The following is an 18,091-nucleotide window of genomic DNA, read 5'->3' on the forward strand; positions in this document are numbered from 1 at the left end:
TTAACCAACCGCGAGGCAGCCGCCGATGAAGGACGCAGGCGAGAAAACCACCCCGATCGAGGCGTCGCACAAGCTGTCCGACGCCATCCGCGACGTGAAGAACGCTTTCGCCGATCGCGACGATATCGTCGTCGACATGCGCGATGCGCACCGCATGCGGCTCGATCTGCTTGCCGCCGAGCTCGCCCCTGTCTTTGCCGAGGTGCCCACCGACATGGACAATTTCGACTTCGCGGTCTCGTCAGGTCTGCAGCCGCGCCTGTGGATCGATGCCGTCAGCCACGTCGCCATGGGCCGCGACCGTCGCACCTATCGCTTCCTCAGGGACACGCGCATCGGCCGCGTGGTCCTCGCTGAATCGAGCGAGATGAAGGTCGTCGCCGATCAGGTGACACGCTATGTGGCAGAGCGCGTCGTCGAGCGACAGCGGATGATGGAAGGCGGTGCCGAACATGCCATTCCGAGGCTGCAGCGCGCCTTGGTGACGGAAGCCGAACCGCCTTTGCGGGCGGCCCGGCGCGGCAGGGCCTGGTCGGCTGTCCTGTCCGGTCTCGGCCTGATTGCGGCCGGCGCACTGGTCGGGCTAGCCGTATCGCTCGTACTGTTCTGGGATCGTCTCGCGGCGATGAAGATCAGCTTTTGACCAATGGGCGCGATGCCTCGGCATCGGCTCCCAGTTCGATCACCTGCAGGTCCGACGGCGGCATTGCCGGTCCAGTCAGCCCGCGCCGGGTCAGGCGGACCTGCCAGTCGCCCTTTTCGCCTTCGATGTCGACCAGATTGTACTGCGCCGCCGGGTGCCTGCCGCCGAGCCCCTGCCCGGCCGCGGCGACACCGACGACCGGGATCCTGACACCGCGAGTGCCGATGAAGAACAGGCTCGGATCGTGCGAATGGCCGTGCAGGACAAGCTCGGCGCCATGCCGATTTACCGTCCGCTGGAAGAGCTCGATGCCGAACAGGCGCTTGTTTTGGGAAACGGCGCCGCGCACCGGCGGATGGTGGATCATGACCACCCGGAAAAGGCCGCTGCCGGCCGTTGCGTCCAGTATCTTGCCGAGCCTTCGCGCCTGGCCTGCCCTGAAGAAGCCGTTGGCCATGAACGGCGCGGTGGCGCGCGCCGTCGAAACGCCGATCAGCGCGACATTGCCGCGCACGCGCAGATAGGGAAAGGCATTGCGGTCGACCGGCCCGCCGGTGCCGTCGCCGCTCATCCACGCCGCCCATGACCGGCAGACCTTGTCGAAGGCGCCCGGCACATAGGCATCGTGATTTCCGGGCACGACCGAAACGTTGTCGGGCGAGCCCAGCGTCTCCAGCCAGTGCCTGGCCATCTCGATCTCGCCGTCGAGCGCCAGATTGACCAGGTCGCCGGTGACGGCGAGGTGGTCCGGCTGGCTGGCCTTGAGGTCGGCGACGATCGTGTCGATCACCGCGTCATGCATGTGGCGGCGGCGGTTGCGCTGCCAGTTGACGTAGCCGACCACGCGCTTGGAGGCGAGTTCGCGATAGGTTACACCGGGAAGCGGCCCCAGATGGACATCGGAAATATGCGCGAGCCTGAACATAGCTTCTTCATAAGCGAGCCGCTGCCTGCTTTCCACTCATGGTTTTGCGCCGGCTCGCGGTTCTCCCGGTGACGGAACCCCTCGATCCGGAACAGGCCATGCGTCAGACCGGCTGGCCGGGGCTCAGGGCAAGACTGTTCCATCTGTTGTTCCTGCTCAGGCGGCCGATGACGCTCGGTGTGCGCGGCCTGGTTCACGATCGCGCCTCGAACAGCGTCTTCCTGATCCGCCACACCTATGTGCCGGGCTGGCAGCTGCCGGGCGGCGGCGTCGAGGTCGGCGAAACGCTTCTGGAGGCCCTGGCGCGCGAGCTGGCCGAGGAGGGCAACATCACGATTGCGGCCGCGCCTGTGCTGAAGTCGGTGCATTTCAACCGTCGCTCCAGCAGGCGCGACCATGTCGGCTTCTATCTGATCGAGAGCTTCAAACAGACCGCGCCGAAAGCGCCCGACCACGAGATCGCCGAGGCGGGTTTCTTCCCGCTCGACCGTTTGCCGGAAGCGACGACGCCTGCAACGCTACGGCGGATCGCCGAGATTTTCGCGAAGGCCGAGATCTCGCCTTATTGGTAATTCTAGGCAGCCTTCCCGAACCACGCCCGATCGTGCGGCGCGCCATAGTCGAGCTCCGGCCCGACCGGTACGATGCCCGTCGGGTTGATCGTCTTGTGGCTGCCGTAATAGTGCGCCTTGATGTGATGCAGATTGACCGTCTTCGAGACGCCGGGCACCTGGTAAAGGTCGCGCAGATAGTTCGACAGGTTCGGATAGTCGGCGATACGGCGCAGATTGCACTTGAAGTGCCCGACATAGACCGGATCGAAGCGCACCAGCGTGGTGAACAGCCGCCAATCCGCCTCGGTGATGCGGCCGCCAACGAGATAGCGCTGCTTTGACAGCCGATCCTCCAGGTTGTCGAGGGCCGAAAACAGCTCTTCGAACGCCTCCTCATACGCGGCCTGCGTGGTGGCGAAGCCGGCGCGATAGACGCCGTTGTTGATGGCCGGGTAGACCAGCGCGTTGACGCGGTCGATCTCCGCGCGCAACGCCACGGGATAGAAATCGACGCTCTTGTCGCCCCATTCGTCGAAAGCCGAATTGAGCATGCGGATGATCTCGGAAGACTCGTTCGAGACGATCGTTTCCTCCTTCCTGTCCCACAGCACCGGCACCGTCACCCGGCCCGAATAGGCCGGATCGGCCTTGCTGTAGACCTGGTGCAGGAAATCGAGACCATGCAGCGTGTCGCCGGTGGCGCCGTCCTCGGCAAGGAAGGTCCATCCGTGCGCACCCATGAAATGGTGCACGATGGAGACCGAGATTGCGTCTTCCAGGCCCTTCAGGGCGCGGAAGATCAGCGTCCTGTGCGCCCACGGACAGGCGAGCGAGACATAGAGATGGTAGCGGCCGGGCTCGGCCTTGAAGCCGCGCGTACGACCTTCTGCCGGCGCGCCGTCGGGCGTGACCCAGTCGCGCCATTGCGACTGCGCCCGCACGAACCTGCCGCCATTGTCGGCCGTCTCATACCAGCGATCCTGCCACCTGCCTTCGACCAGCAATCCCATGCAAATCTCCTTGACGCTTGAGCTGCATGTAGGCGCGCGGCGGCGATCCCGAAGACGCGATCTGCTGAACAGACCGTCACTTTGCCGGAATCGAAGAACGAAAACGGCGGATTGCAGCGGCCGGAAATTGATGCTAGCGGAAAATCCGCATGTTGGACTTTGCCACAATCCGGTTCGACCGACGACGAAAGGGCGCCCGCGCTTGATGAAGCGCTGACTGGCGAACGCTGCCGCTTGCAGCAAACCTTTCCTCGCATACCGGAACGCGAAGACCATGAGCCTTGCCGACGTCGAATACCTGCCGGAAACCCCGGCGCATGACCCCGAGATCGAAGCCATTAACGACGAGGCCTTCGGGCCGGGCCGTTTCGTGCTTGCCGCCTACAAGATCCGCGAGGCCGGAGGGCATGATCGCGCGATGTCCTTCGTCGCCGTCGATGGCGACACCGTCGTCGCCTCGGTGCGGATGACGCGTATCGCCGCCGGCGCCGGGCGCGCGCTGATGCTCGGACCGCTTGCGGTGCGCCCCGCCTTCAAGAATCTCGGCATCGGCCGCCGGCTTGTGGCGATCGCGCTGGAAGCCGCCGCCAAGGCCGGCGCACCGGCCGTGATCCTGGTCGGCGACGAGCCCTATTATGGCCCGCTCGGCTTCAAGCGCTTCCCGCGCGGTCAGATTTCCATGCCGCGCCCCGTCGATCTCGACAGGCTGCTTCACCACGAAATCAAACCGGGCGCCGTGGCCAAACTGACGGGCGAGGTCGGCCATGCGGATCAGGCGCGTTTGCCCGAACAAATTCCGGCAATAGCCTGATCCACGGGTCAATCGACACGATTGATCCCGGTCAATCGGCACGATTGATCCCGGTCAATCGGCACGATTGATCCACGGGTCGATTGGCGCATGCCAATCGATCCCGGGTCAAACGGCGCATGCCGATTGATCTCGATTGAAACTTCGATTGACCCCGTCTGCCGTTGCGCCTTCGCGGCGTCCTTCGTAGCATGACCGGAAAAGCGTGGAGGATGCCGGCATGAACCCGAATGGCCAGATAGCGATCGTCACCGGCGGCGGCTCCGGCCTCGGCGAGGCGACGGCGCGTGCCCTCGCCGCCAAGGGCGCCAGCGTCGCCATCCTCGATGTCGGCATCGACCGCGCCAGGAAGGTCGCCGACGATATTGGCGGCATCGCCGTCCAGTGCGACGTCAGCAGCGGCGACAGCGCCGCCGCCGCGATCGCGGACGTGTCGCAAAAACTCGGCGAGCCGCGCATCCTCGTCAATTGCGCCGGCATCGCCATCGGCGTGAAGACGATCGGCAAGGACGGCCCGCACCCGCTCGGCCAGTACCGCAAGGTGATCGAGATCAACCTGATCGGCACCTTCAACATGATCCGCCTCGTTGCCGACCGCGCCGCCAAGCTTGATGCGCTGGATGGCGGCGAGCGCGGCGTCATCGTCAACACGGCATCGGTCGCCGCCTATGACGGCCAGATCGGCCAGGCCGCCTATTCGGCCTCCAAGGGCGGCGTGGTCGGCATGACGCTGCCGGTCGCCCGCGACCTCGCCCGTTCCGGCATCCGCGTCTGCACCATCGCGCCCGGCATCTTCCGGACGCCGATGATGGCCGGCATGCCGCAGGAAGTGCAGGATTCGCTGGGTGCGGCGGTGCCGTTCCCGTCCCGCCTCGGCGAGCCTTCCGAATATGCAGCACTTGCGCTGCACATCGTCGAGAACCAGATGCTGAACGGCGAAACCATCCGCCTCGACGGCGCCATCCGCATGGCCCCCAAATAGCCGCGATGGACACCGGCATTTCCGCTGCCGGAAAGACCGGTCCGCTGGCCGGTCTGACGGTGATCGAAATGGCCGGTCTCGGCCCGGTGCCGCTGGCGGGGCTGATACTGTCGGAAATGGGCGCCGAGGTGCTGCGCATCGAGCGCATCGGCGCAAGTCCGCCTTTGCTGGATCTGCCGGCCGAATACGATCTCGACCGCCACGGCCGCTCCGTCCTGCGCATCGATCTCAAGCGCGGCGAAGGCAGAGAACTGCTGCTCGGTCTGGTCGCAAAGACCGACATGCTGATCGAGGGCTATCGGCCCGGCGTCATGGAGCGGCTTGGCCTTGGACCGGATGCGGCGCTGGCGCGCAATCCCGCGCTGATCTACGGCCGCATGACTGGTTTTGGCCAGGACGGGCCGCTGTCGGGCCGCGCCGGCCACGACATCACCTATCTGGCCTATTCCGGCCTGCTGCACGCCATCGGCAGGCAGGCAAGCCCGCCGGTCCCGCCGCTCAACCTCGTCGCCGATTATGGCGGCGGCGCCATGATGCTGATCGCCGGCCTGCTCGCCGCCTTGTTCCAGCGCTCGCGTTCCGGCAAGGGCCAGGTGATCGACGCCGCCATGGTCGAAGGCGCTTCCATGCTGGCAACGCCGGTGCACGCCTTCATGGCCGCCGGCCTGTGGAGGGACGAACGCGGCGTCAACCTGCTCGATTCCGGCGCGCCCTTCTACGACACCTACGAGACGGCGGACGCGCGCCATGTCGCGGTCGGCTGCCTCGAGCCCCGCTTCTTCGCCGAATTCGCCAGGCTGTTGCCGCTCGACCAGCGTTTCGCGCATGGCCAGTACGACAGGAGCATATGGCCGGCGATGCGCGCCGAAATCGCCGCGCGCATGAGGCAGAAGACGCGCGACGACTGGGAGACGGTCTTCGCCGCGACCGATGCCTGCGTCGCGCCGGTGCTGTCCTTGCGGGAAGCCAGAGACCATCCGCACAATCGCGCCCGTGGCGCCTTTGTCAGATCGGGCGACCTCGATCGCCCCGCTCCGGCGCCACGCTTCTCGCAAACGCCGTCGACGATCGGCGCCGCGCCGACCGATCGTGATCTCAAGCCGGAGACGGTTCTTGCGCGTTTCGGCGTCGCCGGAAGCGAGATTGCGGCCCTTGTCAAATCCGGCGTGATCGGATGATAAGCGCAGCAGAAAAATCAGCTTAAACGGTGAGCGCTCTTGGTAGATCGTAAAAAGGACGTCATCCGCGAGACCGATGCCGAAGCGGTGAGGCTGGCGAAGACGCTGATCCGTAGCGCTCGCTTCGGCGCGCTGGCGGTGATCGAGCCCGGCACCAGGGCGCCGCTGGCGAGCCGGGTCGGCGTTGCCACCGACAGTGACGGCGCGCCGCTGATCCTGGTCTCGATGCTGTCGGCGCATACCGGCGCGCTGCTTGCCGACCCGCGCTGTTCGCTGCTGGTCGGCGAACCCGGCAAGGGCGATCCGTTGGCGCATCCGCGCATAACGCTGGTCTGCCGGGCGAGGCGGCTGGAGCATGGGGCGGAAGAGCACCAGCGCGCCGAGCGGCGCTATCTCAACCGCAATCCCAAGGCAAGGCTCTACGCCGGGCTTGGCGACTTCTCCATTTTCCGGCTCGAGCCCGAGCGTGCCAGCCTCAATGGCGGCTTCGGCAAGGCCTATCTGCTCGATCGCGCCGACCTCATCATCGCCGGACCGATTGTCGAGGACCTGGCCGCAGGCGAGCAATCGGCACTCGACCACATGAATGCCGACCATCTCGACGCGATCGCCGTCTATGCGCTTCATTTCGCCAGGGCCGAGGGTGACGGCTGGGTCGCCACCGGCTTCGACGCCGAAGGCATGGACCTTGCGGCTGGCGATAGCGTATGCCGGGTGTTCTTTCCTGAACCGCTGAAGGCCGCGCGCGATCTGCGAACGGTCCTGGTCGACATGGCAAAGACCGGTCGCGCCGCCGGCTATTCACAAGGGCGATAGTTAATCGCCTAGAATCAAAAGCAAGTCTTGAGATTTGGAAGAAATGTTCTACCCTTTTGGTGTGACGCTGATTCACGAGCGCGCACCCACACGTGAGTTTATGGAATCAGACGCTATTGCCCCCATAGCGTCTGGATGAGCTGAAAAGCATGGGGCATCGATGATCTCGAGCAAGCTAATCGCAAACGCCGAATCGGCAGCCACGTTTCTGACGCTCATGGGCAACGAGAAACGGCTGTTGATCATGAGCTATCTGGTCGACGGCGAAATGTCGGTCGGGGCCATCGCCGAAAAGGTCCAGCTGAGCCAGTCCGCCCTGTCTCAGCATCTGGCGAAGCTGCGCGGACTCGACCTCGTCGAGACCCGTCGCGACCGGCAGATGATCTACTATTCCTGCAAGTCGGAAGCCGCCCGCGAGTTGCTCCGCATGCTGGACGGCATTTTCGGCGACGGCGATCTATCGCGGATGGCCCATCGCCTGCGTCGCGCCGGGGCTTGACCGGCGCGTCCGATCACCCCTTACCTCGCTGACGAATTTTCGCCGGCCGAGGCACGCATGGACATTATCCGCATCGACGATCCGCGGGACCCGCGTGTCGCTGCCTATCTCGATATCCGCGAGCGCGATCTCGTTGGCCGTCACGGCCGTTTCGTCGCCGAAGGCAAGGTGGTGCTCGACGTGCTCTTCTCGGCGGGCCGCTTCGCCGTCGAATCGGTGCTGGTCCTGGAAAACCGGCTGGCTGGTCTCGAGAGCACCTTGCGCAAGGCTGCTCCTGCTCTCCCCGTCTATGTCGCCAGCGGCGAGATCATTGACAGGATCGCCGGATTCCACATGCATCGCGGCATTCTGGCGATCGGCAACAGGGGCGCCGGACAACCCGCCGAGAGTTTGCTGGCTACCCTGCCCGCCGGCGCGCTGGTCGTCGTCCTCGTCGGCATCGCCAATCACGACAATATGGGCTCGATCTTCCGCAACGCCGCCGCCTTCGGCGCCGATGCGGTCTTGATGGACGCGACCTGTTGCGATCCTCTGTACCGCAAGGCGATCCGCGTCTCGGTCGGCGCCGCGCTGAAGGTCCCCTTCGCATCCTTCGGCGACGCCGGCCACATCACCGCCCTGCTCGACCGGCTGGGCTTTGGCCAGTTCGCCCTGTCGCCGCGCGGCGAGACCGACATTCGCGATGCGCAGAGGACGGACCGGCTGGCGCTCTATCTCGGCACCGAAGGCGAAGGCCTGCCCGAGGCTCTGCTCTCCCGCTTGCGCACGGTGCGGATTGCCATGGCGCAAGGCTTCGACAGCCTCAACGTCGCAGCCGCCTCGGCCATCGCGCTGCATCATTTTTCGCGCGGCGGCTGACGCATATCGCCCATGAGGGACAGTCTGGTCGAAGGCTGACCTGGTTTCGGAACGATGCGTGTCGTGTCGATCTCACTCGGCGCGGCCTCAATCCTGAAGACTTCCATGTCATCTGCCAGCGGTACTGGAGCGCCGGTTGCCCTCGATCGCGCATCGCGGGCTGTTTCGGTGATATCCCACAGCGACGTCGCGACATCCAACAGCGCGGAAAGCAGCGGACAAAAGAGCCAGAGAGCGAGCAGGAAAATCGCGGCGACCGCACGGGAGATCATGGCATCGGACATGGTGATGCCCAGCCCTGAGTGCAAGCAGGTTGCGGCGTGCGCTACTTTCCGTTCGGCGAATGCGCCTTTTGCAGCGCCCGCACGCGATCGGCAAGGCTGGTGACGCCTTCTCCATTGGCCGGCCGCCCTTCGCGGGGCGGAGAGGCCAACGCCTTGGCGATGGGCGAATCCGGTCCGTCGAGCTTCATCGTCAGGCTGACGACTTCCGCCGCCAGTTCGTTCATCTGGTCGCGCAGCGCAGCGCTTGCGCCATGCGCATCGCTGCGAGCCCCGGACCTTGATGTCTCGTGGGCGGCAAGGTCGGTCTTGAGGCGCTTGTTCTCGCGCGCCAGCGCCGTCAGCCGCGCCTCCAGTCGCTCGCGCTCGCCGTCCAGTCTGGCGATCGCCTTGTCGATGTCGTTGCCGCTCACGCCGGCCGTCAGGGCCACGGGAGCGGGCGCCGTGGTCTCGCCCTTCGCCCGCTCGCGAAGCCGCGCCAGTTCCTTCTCACGGCGGTCGAGCTTCTCCTCGCGATCGGCAAGCGTGGCGAGTAGGCGCTCGACCTTCTTGTCCAGTTCGCCGGTTCTCTTCTTCTCCGACTTCAGCGCCTCGCGAGCGGCCTTGCTTTCGGCCGTCATCTCCTGGTTGCGCCTGTCCGCTTCCTTGCGCTGGGCGCGCAGCACGGCAATGTCGTTGGCGAGCTTGTCCAGCTCGGACTCGCGCGCCACCAGCTCGATCTGGCGGTTGCTCGAGGCGAAGCTTGCATCGTCATACATATGCTCCAGCTTTTCCAGCTCGAGCGCGCGCTTCTCCAGCATGCGTTCCATATGCGCCAGTTTCTCGGACAGCTGGTGCAACTGCTCCTCGCGCTGGTGCAGTTCCCCGGTCCTCGCCTCGAGGTCGGAAAGCGCCTGGTTCTTGTCCTTCCGCTCGACCGCCAACCCCTTGAGCGCCTCGTGGCCGCGCCCGATCTCGACCAGCTGCTCGGCTGCTTTCTCCTGCAGGGTCTTGACGCTCATCTCCAGGCGTCGCGTCGACATTGCGAACTCGGCTCTGACCTGATCCTTGTTCGCCTGGATTTCGGCCAGCGTCAGCGGCATCGAAGCCTCGACCCGCCTGCGCGTCAGCGCGACGGCCCGGCGCCAGATGGCCGGAGCGATCAGCAATGCCAAAAAGCCTGCGCAAAGAAAGCCGAGGGCGAAGAACAGGATCGACTGGACCAAGGTGACTATCCGCTATGGATGGCGGCTACCGCCAAAGCTCGACTTTGCCATCTTGGCATGACGGAAATCCAGTGCCGCGGCAAGAGCATGCCGCGGCAAGACCTGCAACAAGCAGTTCTGACGTTGGATTGGCACCGTCATGACCTTGTCAGAACGGATTCCAGGTCGGCCGCTGCGTGAGTTTCAGATAGCCGAGATTGACGCCCAGCCTGGCGCCGACGCCGGTCCGGATCGGGACGAGCAGGACCCTGTTGTTCTGCAGCACGTTGAAGCCGACGCCCGCAACGACATAGGCGGAGCCGGCGACACCGCCGAACCGGTTATAGAGATTGCCTATGTCGTCGAGGTTATAGACGAGCATCATGACGCGCGATCCCTCGCCGCCGAAGTCCCAGCCGAGCGAAGGGCCCTGCCAGAACACCTTATGGTCGCCGGCATTCTTGGTGTAGAGGGTGCCCTCGCCATAGGTCAGGCCGCCGATCAGCGCGCCGGACCCTTCCTCGCCGAGCAGGTAGCCGTTGGGCAGGCCGTAGGAGGCGAAGATCTTCTCGACGACCGTGGCCAGGCCGCCGGAGGTCGCGCCGAAGAACTTGTGGCCGGAATCGATGATCTCCTGGGCGGTATATTCCTGTGCCCGCAGCGCGGAGGTTGAGAAGACGAGAGCGCCCATGAGGGCAATCGCCATGGAAATGACACGGAAAAGATTCCGGTCGTAGAATCGGGAAAACATGCTTCCAATCTCCGTCAGGGAGCACTTTCGCCGACGCCTCGCACCCCCCACGGCTCTTGGCGGCCGCTCGAGGTGACTATCACTGGCAAACTATGCCGTAATCCTTTTTCAACCATTAAGCTCTCACATGAAGATGGCGGTTCGAAGGCCGGGGAACCCAGCTCTGGCCCCGAAACGCTGCGCGGGGCCCGGCATTTCCGCGCGAATCCACCATTTTCGCCGACGACAATTTTGGATTTGTTGCTGCACGCTCGGGCGCTGTGTATTCAGGGTGCCCAGGGAGAGCGCGTGATTCGTGCGGGCGGGGCGCGACGACTGATCGCTCGGCCGTGAATAACTTTAGCAGGGACTTCGCCTATGGCCGAGCTTTTCACCCTTTCCGCACCCGACCTTGCCGCGCTGCTCTGCAGCCGGGTCTGCCACGACATCATCTCGCCGGTCGGCGCCATCAACAACGGCCTTGAATTGCTCGACGAGGGCGGCGCCGACGAAGACGCCATGAAGCTGATCCGCCAGAGCGCCAGGAATGCCTCGGCCCGGCTGCAATTCGCCCGCATCGCCTTCGGCGCCGCCGGCTCGGCCGGCATGATGATCGACACCGGCGACGCCGAGGCGGTCGCCATCGCCTTCCTCAAGAACGAGAAGCCGGAACTGGTGTGGAACGGGGCCCGCGCGCTGCTGCCCAAGAACAAGGTCAAGCTGCTGCTCAACCTCATTCTCGTCGCCAACGCCGCCATTCCACGCGGCGGCAAGCTTGTCGTCACGCTGGAGAATCTCGACACCGAGCCGCGTTTTGCGCTGTCGGCCGCCGGTCCGATGCTGCGCGTGCCGCCGAAATTCCTCGAACTGCATTCCGGCCACAAGCCCGAGGAACCGATCGACGCCCATTCGGTCCAGCCCTATTACACGCTGCTCTTGGCGCGCGAGGCCAACATGACGATTTCGATCCACGCGACGGCCGAGGAAATCGTGCTGTCGGCCGCTTGAGCGGCCTGTTCTGTCGGCAAGAACAGATCAAGTATTTATTTCAAATAATATTTGCGGCTGGGCCTGCATTTCAGGCGTAGAAAGTTTTGTTGGCCTGACCAAAACCGAGTTCGCGACGAAAGGGGCGAACTCGCCGCATCTTTGCAAAAACTTTACCTAACGGCTTTTCCGCTTCTTTACCAGATTGAACTATGGTGGCTGCGGTTGCCCAGAGGTTGCCGGTTCGCCAGATGGCAAAGAGGACCCGGAAATGAAACGCTGCCTGTTCGTCGACGATTCGAGCGTCATCAGGAAGGTCGCAAAACGCATCCTCGGTGGCTCCGACTTCACCGTGATCGAAGCCGCCAGCGGCCTTGATGCCGTCGAGGTGTGCGCCGCCGAGATGCCTGACGTCATCGTGGTCGATGGCGGCCTGCCGGACATGCAGGCGGTCGACTTCATTCGCCGGGTTCGCGCCATGGAGAGCGCGGTCAAGCCGCAGATCCTGATCTCGCTGGTCGAAGTCGATGTCGCCTCGATCATGCGGGCAAAGCGGGCCGGCGCCCAGGGCTATCTCTTGAAGCCGTTCAATCGGCCGCAATTGCTGGAACGCTTTCGCGTCCTGAAAATCGCCGCCTGACGGCCGGCCCGGATCGGCAACAAAAAACCCGGCTGAAGCCGGGTTTTTTGTGTTCAAAAACAATCGACAGGGCGTGTCAGGCGCTGACGCGAATGTCTTCCGGCTCGCGCAGCACGTAACCGCGGCCCCAGACCGTCTCGATGTAGTTCTGACCACCCGACGCCGCATCCAGCTTCTTGCGCAGCTTGCAGATGAAGACGTCGATGATCTTCAGTTCCGGCTCGTCCATGCCACCATAGAGGTGGTTGAGGAACATTTCCTTGGTCAGCGTGGTGCCCTTGCGCAGCGAGAGCAGCTCCAGCATCTGGTATTCCTTGCCGGTCAGGTGCACGCGCTGGCCGCCGACTTCGACGGTCTTGGCGTCGAGGTTGACCACCAGGTCGCCGGTGGTGATGACCGACTGGGCATGGCCCTTGGAGCGCCGCACGATGGCGTGGATGCGCGCCACCAGCTCGTCCTTGTGGAATGGCTTGGTCATGTAGTCGTCGGCGCCGAAGCCGAGGCCGCGCACCTTGTCCTCGATGCCGGCCATGCCGGACAGGATCAGGATGGGCGTCTTCACCTTGGACAGGCGAAGCGTTCTCAAGACTTCATAGCCCGACATGTCGGGGAGATTGAGATCGAGAAGGATGATATCGTAGTCGTAGAGCTTGCCGAGGTCGACACCTTCTTCGCCGAGATCGGTCGTATAGACGTTGAAGCTTTCCGATTTCAGCATCAATTCGATGCTTTGTGCGGTTGCACTGTCATCTTCTATCAGCAGAACACGCATTTCATTCCCCTTTTCTGCTGCCGGACCATGTCACGACCCGTCCGGGACCCGGAGCAGTGATTGCCTGAACAGAAGGTGCCATTGAATGGTTAACAAAACCTAATTTCGTGCCGAGGACGATACCAGATTTTTTAACCCCTTTCTACACCCTCTTGAATCTAATAATGAATCACAGACCAAAACCGCTAATGCACCACATTAATAAGTCAGCCTAAGTGACTCCAGGGACTCGCTGGTCGGCTTCCCGTCGAAAGCCGGAATTTTTACCCGGCCTTAAGTCCTCGGCCGTATGATTAACAATGCCCGTAAACGAATGGTTACCAACGGCAAAAAACTTTAGGAGTTTGTTTCCCATAGTGGGGGGAAAGCCAGGGGATACGGGCAGCGCTTGGGCCTTTCCGGGCGGATTGGACGATATGTGCGGGTGTGCGTTTCCGGGAGTACCGAATCATGAAGTCACGTGAAAACCTCGTTCGGCTGAAACAGTTTCAGGTGAATGAGAAGCGGCGGCAGCTGCTGCAGCTCGACATGATGATCGCCGAGTTCGAACGCATGGCCGTCGAACTGGAGGTGCAGATCGCCGCCGAGGAGAAGAAGGCCGGCATCACCGACATCAACCATTTTGCCTATCCGACCTTCGCCAAGGCGGCGCGCCTGCGCCGCGACAACCTTAGAAATTCGCAAAGCGACCTCGCCCAACAGCGAAGCGCTGCCGAATCATTACTCGGCGAAGCTGAAGCGGAGCTTTCCAAGGCAGAGATGCTGGAATCGCGTGACACCAAGATTCGCGACGCCGAACTCGGCGGCCGCAGCGCAATGATCGGGTAAAGCCGCCGCCCAGCGCTACCTCCGCGACGCAAGCCGGCGAACCGCCGGCCAGGAGCCTGGCGGCCGCTCAGCCCAGCGTCGCAAGATCCGCTTGAGGATCCATCGATGCCCGGATGCGGGCCGCCTTGATGTCGGGCGCGTGCTCTTCCGACCAGGACCGTATCTGATTGAGCAGTCCCGCCAGGTTCCGGCCGAGATCGGTCAGCTCATATTCGACCCTTGGCGGGATCACCGGAAAGATCTCCCGCCGCACCAGCCCGTCGCGCTCGAGCACACGCAGCGTCTGCGTCAGCATTTTGGGCGTGATGCCTTCGAGCTTGCGGGCCAGCTCGCCATTGCGCATCCGCCCGCGGCGCAGCGCGCAGACGGTCAGGTAGACCCATTTGCTGGCCAGCATTTCGAGCACGGTGTGCGAAGGGCACGTCCGCCGGTACGCGTCATAGCCGAAGGGGGAGTCGTTATCGCTATCCATGAGGTGCCTATATATAGAAAAGGTACATACTGGACAAGGGAATATTACTATCCAAATGATAGCGGCACACCAACTTACGAGGAGCCTCTCATGCGTGCCGTTACCCAGAATACCGTCGGCGGTCCCGACGTCCTTGTCATCGCCGACCGGCCGGACCCGGCGCCGAAAGCCGGCGAAGTGCTGGTCCGCGTTAGCGCGGCCGGCATCAACCCTGTCGACGGCGCGGTGCGCGGCGGTCACTATCCGCTGCTCGGCGAGCCGCCCTTCATCCTCGGCTGGGACATTTCCGGAACCATCGAGGCGCTTGGCCCCGATGTGAGCGGCCTCAAGGTTGGCGATCAGGTGTTCGGCATGCCGCACTTTCCGAAGCAGGCGGCGGCCTACGCCGAACTAGCCGTGGCTCCCGCCGACGAGATTGCGCCAAAGCCCGACAGCATCGATCATATCCACGCCGCGGCGCTGCCCCTGGCCGGCCTGACAGCCTGGCAAGGCCTCGTCCGCCATGGCGGCCTGAGAAAGGGTCAGCGCGTGCTGGTGCACGCGGCGGCCGGCGGCGTCGGCCATCTGGCGGTGCAGATCGCCAAGGCGCTCGGCGCCCATGTCATCGCCACCGCCAGTCCCGACAAGCTCGACTTCGTGCGATCGATCGGCGCCGACGAGGTCGTCGACTACACCGCAGGCGATTTCACCGAAAAGGTCGGCGATGTCGATCTGGTGCTGGACGCAATCGGTGGCGATCATGCCGATCAGTCGCTGAAAGTCGTGCGAGACGGCGGCGTGCTGGTTTCGCTGCTCAACGTTCACGACGCCACCAGGGCAACGGCCGGCGCCCGTGGCATCCGCGTCGAGCGCATGTCGGTGGTGCCGGATCGCGACGGTCTCATTGAACTCGGCAAACTGATCGACGCGAAGAAGCTTGCCGTGCATGTGGCGGAGAGCTTTCCGCTGGCGCAAGCCGGCGACGCCCATGCCTTCCTCGCCGCCAGGCCGATCGGCAAGGTGGTGCTGGCGGTCTGAGCGCGGGACGATCCGACAGAAAACGCGAAGGGCGCGGTTTACCGCGCCCTTCGTTTAGCCTGAACAGGCATCAATGCCGGTATTGCTGGATGCGCGTCGTGCGCAGCCCGGCAAGGCCGTATTCGTCGATCGACGCTTGCCAGGAGAGGAATTCCTCGGTGGTGAGCTTGTAGCGCTGGCAAGCCTCTTCGAGGCTGAGCAGTCCGCCACGCACCGCGGCCACAACTTCCGCCTTGCGCCGGATAACCCAGCGCCTCGTATTGGTCGGCGGCAGATCGGCAATCGTAAGAGGGCTGCCGTCAGGCCCGATAACATACTTGACTCGCGGTCTAACCAGATCGGTCATCGTACTCTCTACAAAAAACTCAAAGACCCAATCCCCGCCACAGTACCGCCACAGCTTTAAAAATTGCCTAAGCGAACCCTAATGACTAGGTAAGGATCGTGAACGTCGCGTTAGCGTTTTCCTCGGCATTTGAGAGATGCGCCGCCGGGCATTGATTTTGCAGGCAAAAAATCGACCCGTCCGGGAGACGCTGGCGCCACGCGGGTGCTTGACCTATATTCCGGCCATTGGCATTCAGACGCCACGCAGAACGAAAGAACCATGAACAGCCTCGACCTTCCCGGACGCCCCGAAAACACCCGCGTCGTCGTCGCCATGTCGGGCGGCGTCGATTCCTCCGTCGTCGCCGGCATCCTGAAGCACGAAGGCTATGACGTCGTCGGCGTCACGCTGCAGCTCTATGACCATGGCGCGGCGACGCATCGCGCCGGCTCGTGCTGCGCCGGCCAGGACATCGACGATGCCCGCCGTGTCTCCGAGACGCTCGGCATCCCGCATTATGTGCTCGACTACGAGGAGCGCTTCCGCAAGGCGGTCATCGATCCCTTCGCCGATTCCTATGTTGCCGGCGAGACGCCGATCCCCTGCGTCTCGTGCAACCAGACGGTGAAGTTCGCCGACCTTCTCGCGACCGCGCAGGACCTTGGCGCCGATGCTCTGGCCACCGGCCACTACATCCGCTGCGGCGCCAATGGCGCCCATCGCGCGCTCTACCGCCCGGTCGATGCCGACCGCGACCAGAGCTATTTCCTGTTCGCCACGACACAGGCGCAGATCGACTATCTGCGTTTCCCGCTGGGTGGCCTGTCGAAGCCGCAGGTTCGCGCCATCGCCGAGGAGATGGGACTGACGGTCGCCGCCAAGCAGGACAGCCAGGACATCTGCTTCGTGCCGCAGGGCAAATATTCAGACATCATCGCCAAGCTGAAGCCTGCCGCCGCCAATCCGGGCGACATCGTCCACATCGACGGCCGTGTGCTCGGCCGCCATGAAGGCATCCTGCGCTACACGATCGGCCAGCGCCGCGGCATCGGCATCGCCTCCGGCGAGCCGCTCTATGTCGTCCATCTCGACGCCGACCGTGCCCGCGTCATCGTCGGCCCGCGCGAGGCGCTGGAGACGCACAAGATCTATCTGCGCAACATGAACTGGCTTGGCGACGGGCCGCTCACCGACGTTCCGGCCGGCGGGCTGGAACTGTTCGCCAAGGTCCGCTCGACGCGCCCGCCGCGTCCGGCGGTGCTGCATCACCGCGACGGCATCACCTCGGTGGAACTGGTCGACGGCGAGTCGGGCATCGCGCCCGGCCAGGCCTGCGTGCTCTATTCCGACGACGGCAACGAGGCGCGCGTGTTCGGCGGCGGCTTCATCGAACGCTCGGAGCGCGGCGCCGAGGCCGAGGCCATGCTGACGCGGCTTGCCGCCCGCCCGGCGCAGATCCCCGCCGAATAGCGACGCGCTTCGCCGCGATTTCCGGACGTCAAAGGCGTTTAGCCCGGGCTAGGGCCGGAGTGGGTGACGGTGCCCGCCGTCAGGATGCGCAGCACCCTGATCGCTTCCTCGCCGCTGGTGCGCGGTTCGGCCCGCGTTTCGATGCATTGCATGAAATGCGCCAGCTCGCGCGTCAGCGGCATGCCTTCGCCGACCGCCACATAGGACGGCTCGTTGGCGGTGAAGGCCCACTGTCCGCTGTCCTGCCACACCGCATGGCGGTAGACGGCGAGCTTGCGCTCCCACGGCTCGACATCGTCGAACACCGCCATAGCTTTGGTGCCGACCACCGTCAGCCGCCGCTCGCGATAGGGATTGAGCCGCGAGGCGAAGAGATGGCCGCGCAGCCCGTTGGGAAAGCGCATGTGCAGATGCGCGAAGTCGCTGAGATTGTCGAGCAGCGCGGCGCCCTCGCCCCTCACCTCGATCGGCTCCGTGCCGGTGATCGCCAGGATCATCGACAGGTCGTGCGGCGCAAGGTCCCACAGCGCGTCGTTTTCGGTGTGGAACTTGCCGAGGCCGAGGCGATGCGAATGGATGTAGCGCACCTCGCCGAGCTCGCCATTGTCGATGAGGCCCTTGAGCGTCTCGAAAGCCGGGTGGAAGCGCAGCACATGGCCGACCATGAAGACGCGGCCGTGGTCCCTTGCCGCCTGCACCGAGCGCTCAGCGTCGGCGACCGTCAGCGCGATTGGCTTCTCCACCAGCACGTCCTTGCCGCCCTCGATGGCGCGCACCGCCATGTCGGCGTGGAACTGCGGCGGCAGCGCCATGACGATGCCGTCGACGTCGTCGCGCTTGAACAACTGCTCAGGTTCGATCGCCAGACAGTCCTGCTCGCTGGCAAAGCCTTCCGCGCGCGCGCGATTGAGGTCCGAAACCGCGTGCAAGGCGCCGAGCGCCTTGAGAGTGCGGATATGGTTGCTGCCCCAGTATCCGCAACCGAGGACTGCAATGCGCGGCTTCATTCGCTCAAACTCTAGAATTTCGTGGCCGAGACATAGCGACGTGCCCCGTCGAACTCAACCCCGCGCCCCAGATCAAATGCCTGTCCGGCAAAGCTTTTG

At 64.1% G+C, this 18,091-nt stretch carries 22 protein-coding genes; 13 read left to right on the forward strand and 9 right to left on the reverse strand.

Annotated features, from left to right (window positions below; all coding sequences use genetic code 11):
• Positions 1-25 precede the first annotated feature (25 nt).
• The gene (locus EN738_RS02095) at positions 26-643 is read left to right on the forward strand and encodes a hypothetical protein (protein WP_127282257.1); all 618 of its coding nucleotides are present in this window, start codon (positions 26-28) and stop codon (positions 641-643) included.
• Here the strand turns inward: EN738_RS02095 and EN738_RS02100 are convergent.
• Entirely contained in the window at positions 633-1,568 is a 936-nt protein-coding gene (locus EN738_RS02100) for a metallophosphoesterase (RefSeq protein WP_127282258.1), read from the reverse strand. The genes EN738_RS02095 and EN738_RS02100 overlap by 11 nt on opposite strands.
• A gap of 98 nt (positions 1,569-1,666) precedes the next feature.
• Between EN738_RS02100 and EN738_RS02105 the strand changes: the two genes are divergently transcribed.
• Positions 1,667-2,140 (forward strand): NUDIX domain-containing protein, encoded by a 474-nt coding sequence (locus tag EN738_RS02105; RefSeq protein WP_189340357.1) that lies wholly within the window; start codon positions 1,667-1,669, stop codon positions 2,138-2,140.
• Positions 2,141-2,142: 2 nt separating this feature from the next.
• Here EN738_RS02105 and EN738_RS02110 read toward each other — a convergent pair whose 3' ends face one another.
• A complete protein-coding gene (locus EN738_RS02110; RefSeq protein ID WP_127282260.1) occupies positions 2,143-3,132 on the reverse strand; it encodes a glutathione S-transferase family protein in 990 nt (329 codons plus the stop codon).
• Between the two features lie 274 nt (positions 3,133-3,406).
• Here EN738_RS02110 and EN738_RS02115 point away from each other — a divergent pair, with 274 nt between their 5' ends.
• From EN738_RS02115 to EN738_RS02140, 6 genes are all read left to right on the forward strand, one after another.
• Positions 3,407-3,943, forward strand: a complete 537-nt coding sequence (locus EN738_RS02115; protein ID WP_127282261.1) for an N-acetyltransferase — start codon at positions 3,407-3,409, stop codon at positions 3,941-3,943.
• Between the two features lie 220 nt (positions 3,944-4,163).
• Entirely contained in the window at positions 4,164-4,925 is a 762-nt protein-coding gene (locus EN738_RS02120) for a 3-hydroxyacyl-CoA dehydrogenase (protein WP_127282262.1), read from the forward strand.
• A 5-nt stretch (positions 4,926-4,930) separates the two neighbouring features.
• The gene (locus tag EN738_RS02125) at positions 4,931-6,103 is read left to right on the forward strand and encodes a CaiB/BaiF CoA-transferase family protein (protein WP_127282263.1); all 1,173 of its coding nucleotides are present in this window, start codon (positions 4,931-4,933) and stop codon (positions 6,101-6,103) included.
• A gap of 39 nt (positions 6,104-6,142) precedes the next feature.
• Entirely contained in the window at positions 6,143-6,919 is a 777-nt protein-coding gene (locus tag EN738_RS02130) for a HugZ family protein (RefSeq protein ID WP_127282264.1), read from the forward strand.
• Positions 6,920-7,079: 160 nt separating this feature from the next.
• A complete protein-coding gene (locus EN738_RS02135; RefSeq protein WP_127282265.1) occupies positions 7,080-7,418 on the forward strand; it encodes a metalloregulator ArsR/SmtB family transcription factor in 339 nt (112 codons plus the stop codon).
• A 57-nt stretch (positions 7,419-7,475) separates the two neighbouring features.
• A complete protein-coding gene (locus EN738_RS02140; RefSeq protein WP_127282266.1) occupies positions 7,476-8,276 on the forward strand; it encodes an RNA methyltransferase in 801 nt (266 codons plus the stop codon).
• Here the strand turns inward: EN738_RS02140 and EN738_RS02145 are convergent.
• From EN738_RS02145 to EN738_RS02155, 3 genes are all read right to left on the reverse strand, one after another.
• Entirely contained in the window at positions 8,255-8,560 is a 306-nt protein-coding gene (locus tag EN738_RS02145) for a hypothetical protein (protein ID WP_127282267.1), read from the reverse strand. The two genes, EN738_RS02140 and EN738_RS02145, sit on opposite strands and share 22 nt — an antisense overlap.
• 41 nt (positions 8,561-8,601) lie before the next feature.
• The gene (locus tag EN738_RS02150) at positions 8,602-9,762 is read right to left on the reverse strand and encodes a hypothetical protein (protein WP_127282268.1); all 1,161 of its coding nucleotides are present in this window, start codon (positions 9,760-9,762) and stop codon (positions 8,602-8,604) included.
• A 148-nt stretch (positions 9,763-9,910) separates the two neighbouring features.
• Positions 9,911-10,447, reverse strand: a complete 537-nt coding sequence (locus EN738_RS02155; protein WP_245478323.1) for an EipA family protein — start codon at positions 10,445-10,447, stop codon at positions 9,911-9,913.
• 402 nt (positions 10,448-10,849) lie between these two features.
• Here EN738_RS02155 and EN738_RS02160 point away from each other — a divergent pair, with 402 nt between their 5' ends.
• Both EN738_RS02160 and EN738_RS02165 read left to right on the forward strand, forming a co-directional pair.
• Positions 10,850-11,479, forward strand: coding sequence for a histidine phosphotransferase family protein (locus tag EN738_RS02160; protein WP_127282270.1), 630 nt, complete (start codon positions 10,850-10,852; stop codon positions 11,477-11,479).
• 250 nt (positions 11,480-11,729) lie between these two features.
• Complete coding sequence (locus tag EN738_RS02165) at positions 11,730-12,098, forward strand: response regulator (RefSeq protein WP_127282271.1); 369 nt, start codon at positions 11,730-11,732, stop codon at positions 12,096-12,098.
• Between the two features lie 76 nt (positions 12,099-12,174).
• On the opposite strand, the gene ctrA is transcribed toward EN738_RS02165, so the two are convergent.
• Positions 12,175-12,870, reverse strand: coding sequence for a cell cycle two-component system response regulator CtrA (gene ctrA / locus EN738_RS02170; protein WP_006203583.1), 696 nt, complete (start codon positions 12,868-12,870; stop codon positions 12,175-12,177).
• A gap of 450 nt (positions 12,871-13,320) precedes the next feature.
• Here ctrA and EN738_RS02175 point away from each other — a divergent pair, with 450 nt between their 5' ends.
• Complete coding sequence (locus tag EN738_RS02175) at positions 13,321-13,698, forward strand: flagellar export protein FliJ (RefSeq protein ID WP_127282272.1); 378 nt, start codon at positions 13,321-13,323, stop codon at positions 13,696-13,698.
• 67 nt (positions 13,699-13,765) lie between these two features.
• Here EN738_RS02175 and EN738_RS02180 read toward each other — a convergent pair whose 3' ends face one another.
• Entirely contained in the window at positions 13,766-14,095 is a 330-nt protein-coding gene (locus EN738_RS02180) for a helix-turn-helix domain-containing protein (RefSeq protein WP_245494308.1), read from the reverse strand.
• A gap of 165 nt (positions 14,096-14,260) precedes the next feature.
• Between EN738_RS02180 and EN738_RS02185 the strand changes: the two genes are divergently transcribed.
• Positions 14,261-15,187, forward strand: a complete 927-nt coding sequence (locus tag EN738_RS02185) for an NADP-dependent oxidoreductase (protein WP_127282274.1) — start codon at positions 14,261-14,263, stop codon at positions 15,185-15,187.
• Between the two features lie 70 nt (positions 15,188-15,257).
• On the opposite strand, the gene EN738_RS02190 is transcribed toward EN738_RS02185, so the two are convergent.
• Entirely contained in the window at positions 15,258-15,533 is a 276-nt protein-coding gene (locus EN738_RS02190) for a DUF1153 domain-containing protein (RefSeq protein WP_006203587.1), read from the reverse strand.
• A gap of 261 nt (positions 15,534-15,794) precedes the next feature.
• Here EN738_RS02190 and mnmA point away from each other — a divergent pair, with 261 nt between their 5' ends.
• Positions 15,795-16,985 carry a tRNA 2-thiouridine(34) synthase MnmA gene (mnmA, locus tag EN738_RS02195; protein WP_127282275.1) on the forward strand — a complete coding sequence of 397 codons (1,191 nt, stop codon included), beginning with the start codon at positions 15,795-15,797 and terminating at the stop codon, positions 16,983-16,985.
• A 38-nt stretch (positions 16,986-17,023) separates the two neighbouring features.
• Here the strand turns inward: mnmA and EN738_RS02200 are convergent, their stop codons facing one another.
• Positions 17,024-17,992: a Gfo/Idh/MocA family oxidoreductase gene (locus EN738_RS02200; protein ID WP_127282276.1), complete on the reverse strand. Its 969-nt coding sequence runs from the start codon at positions 17,990-17,992 to the stop codon at positions 17,024-17,026.
• Between the last annotated feature and the right edge of the window lie 99 nt (positions 17,993-18,091).

The sequence above is a fragment of the Mesorhizobium sp. M4B.F.Ca.ET.017.02.2.1 genome, assembly GCF_003998955.1.
In the GTDB taxonomy this organism is placed as follows: domain Bacteria; phylum Pseudomonadota; class Alphaproteobacteria; order Rhizobiales; family Rhizobiaceae; genus Mesorhizobium; species Mesorhizobium abyssinicae.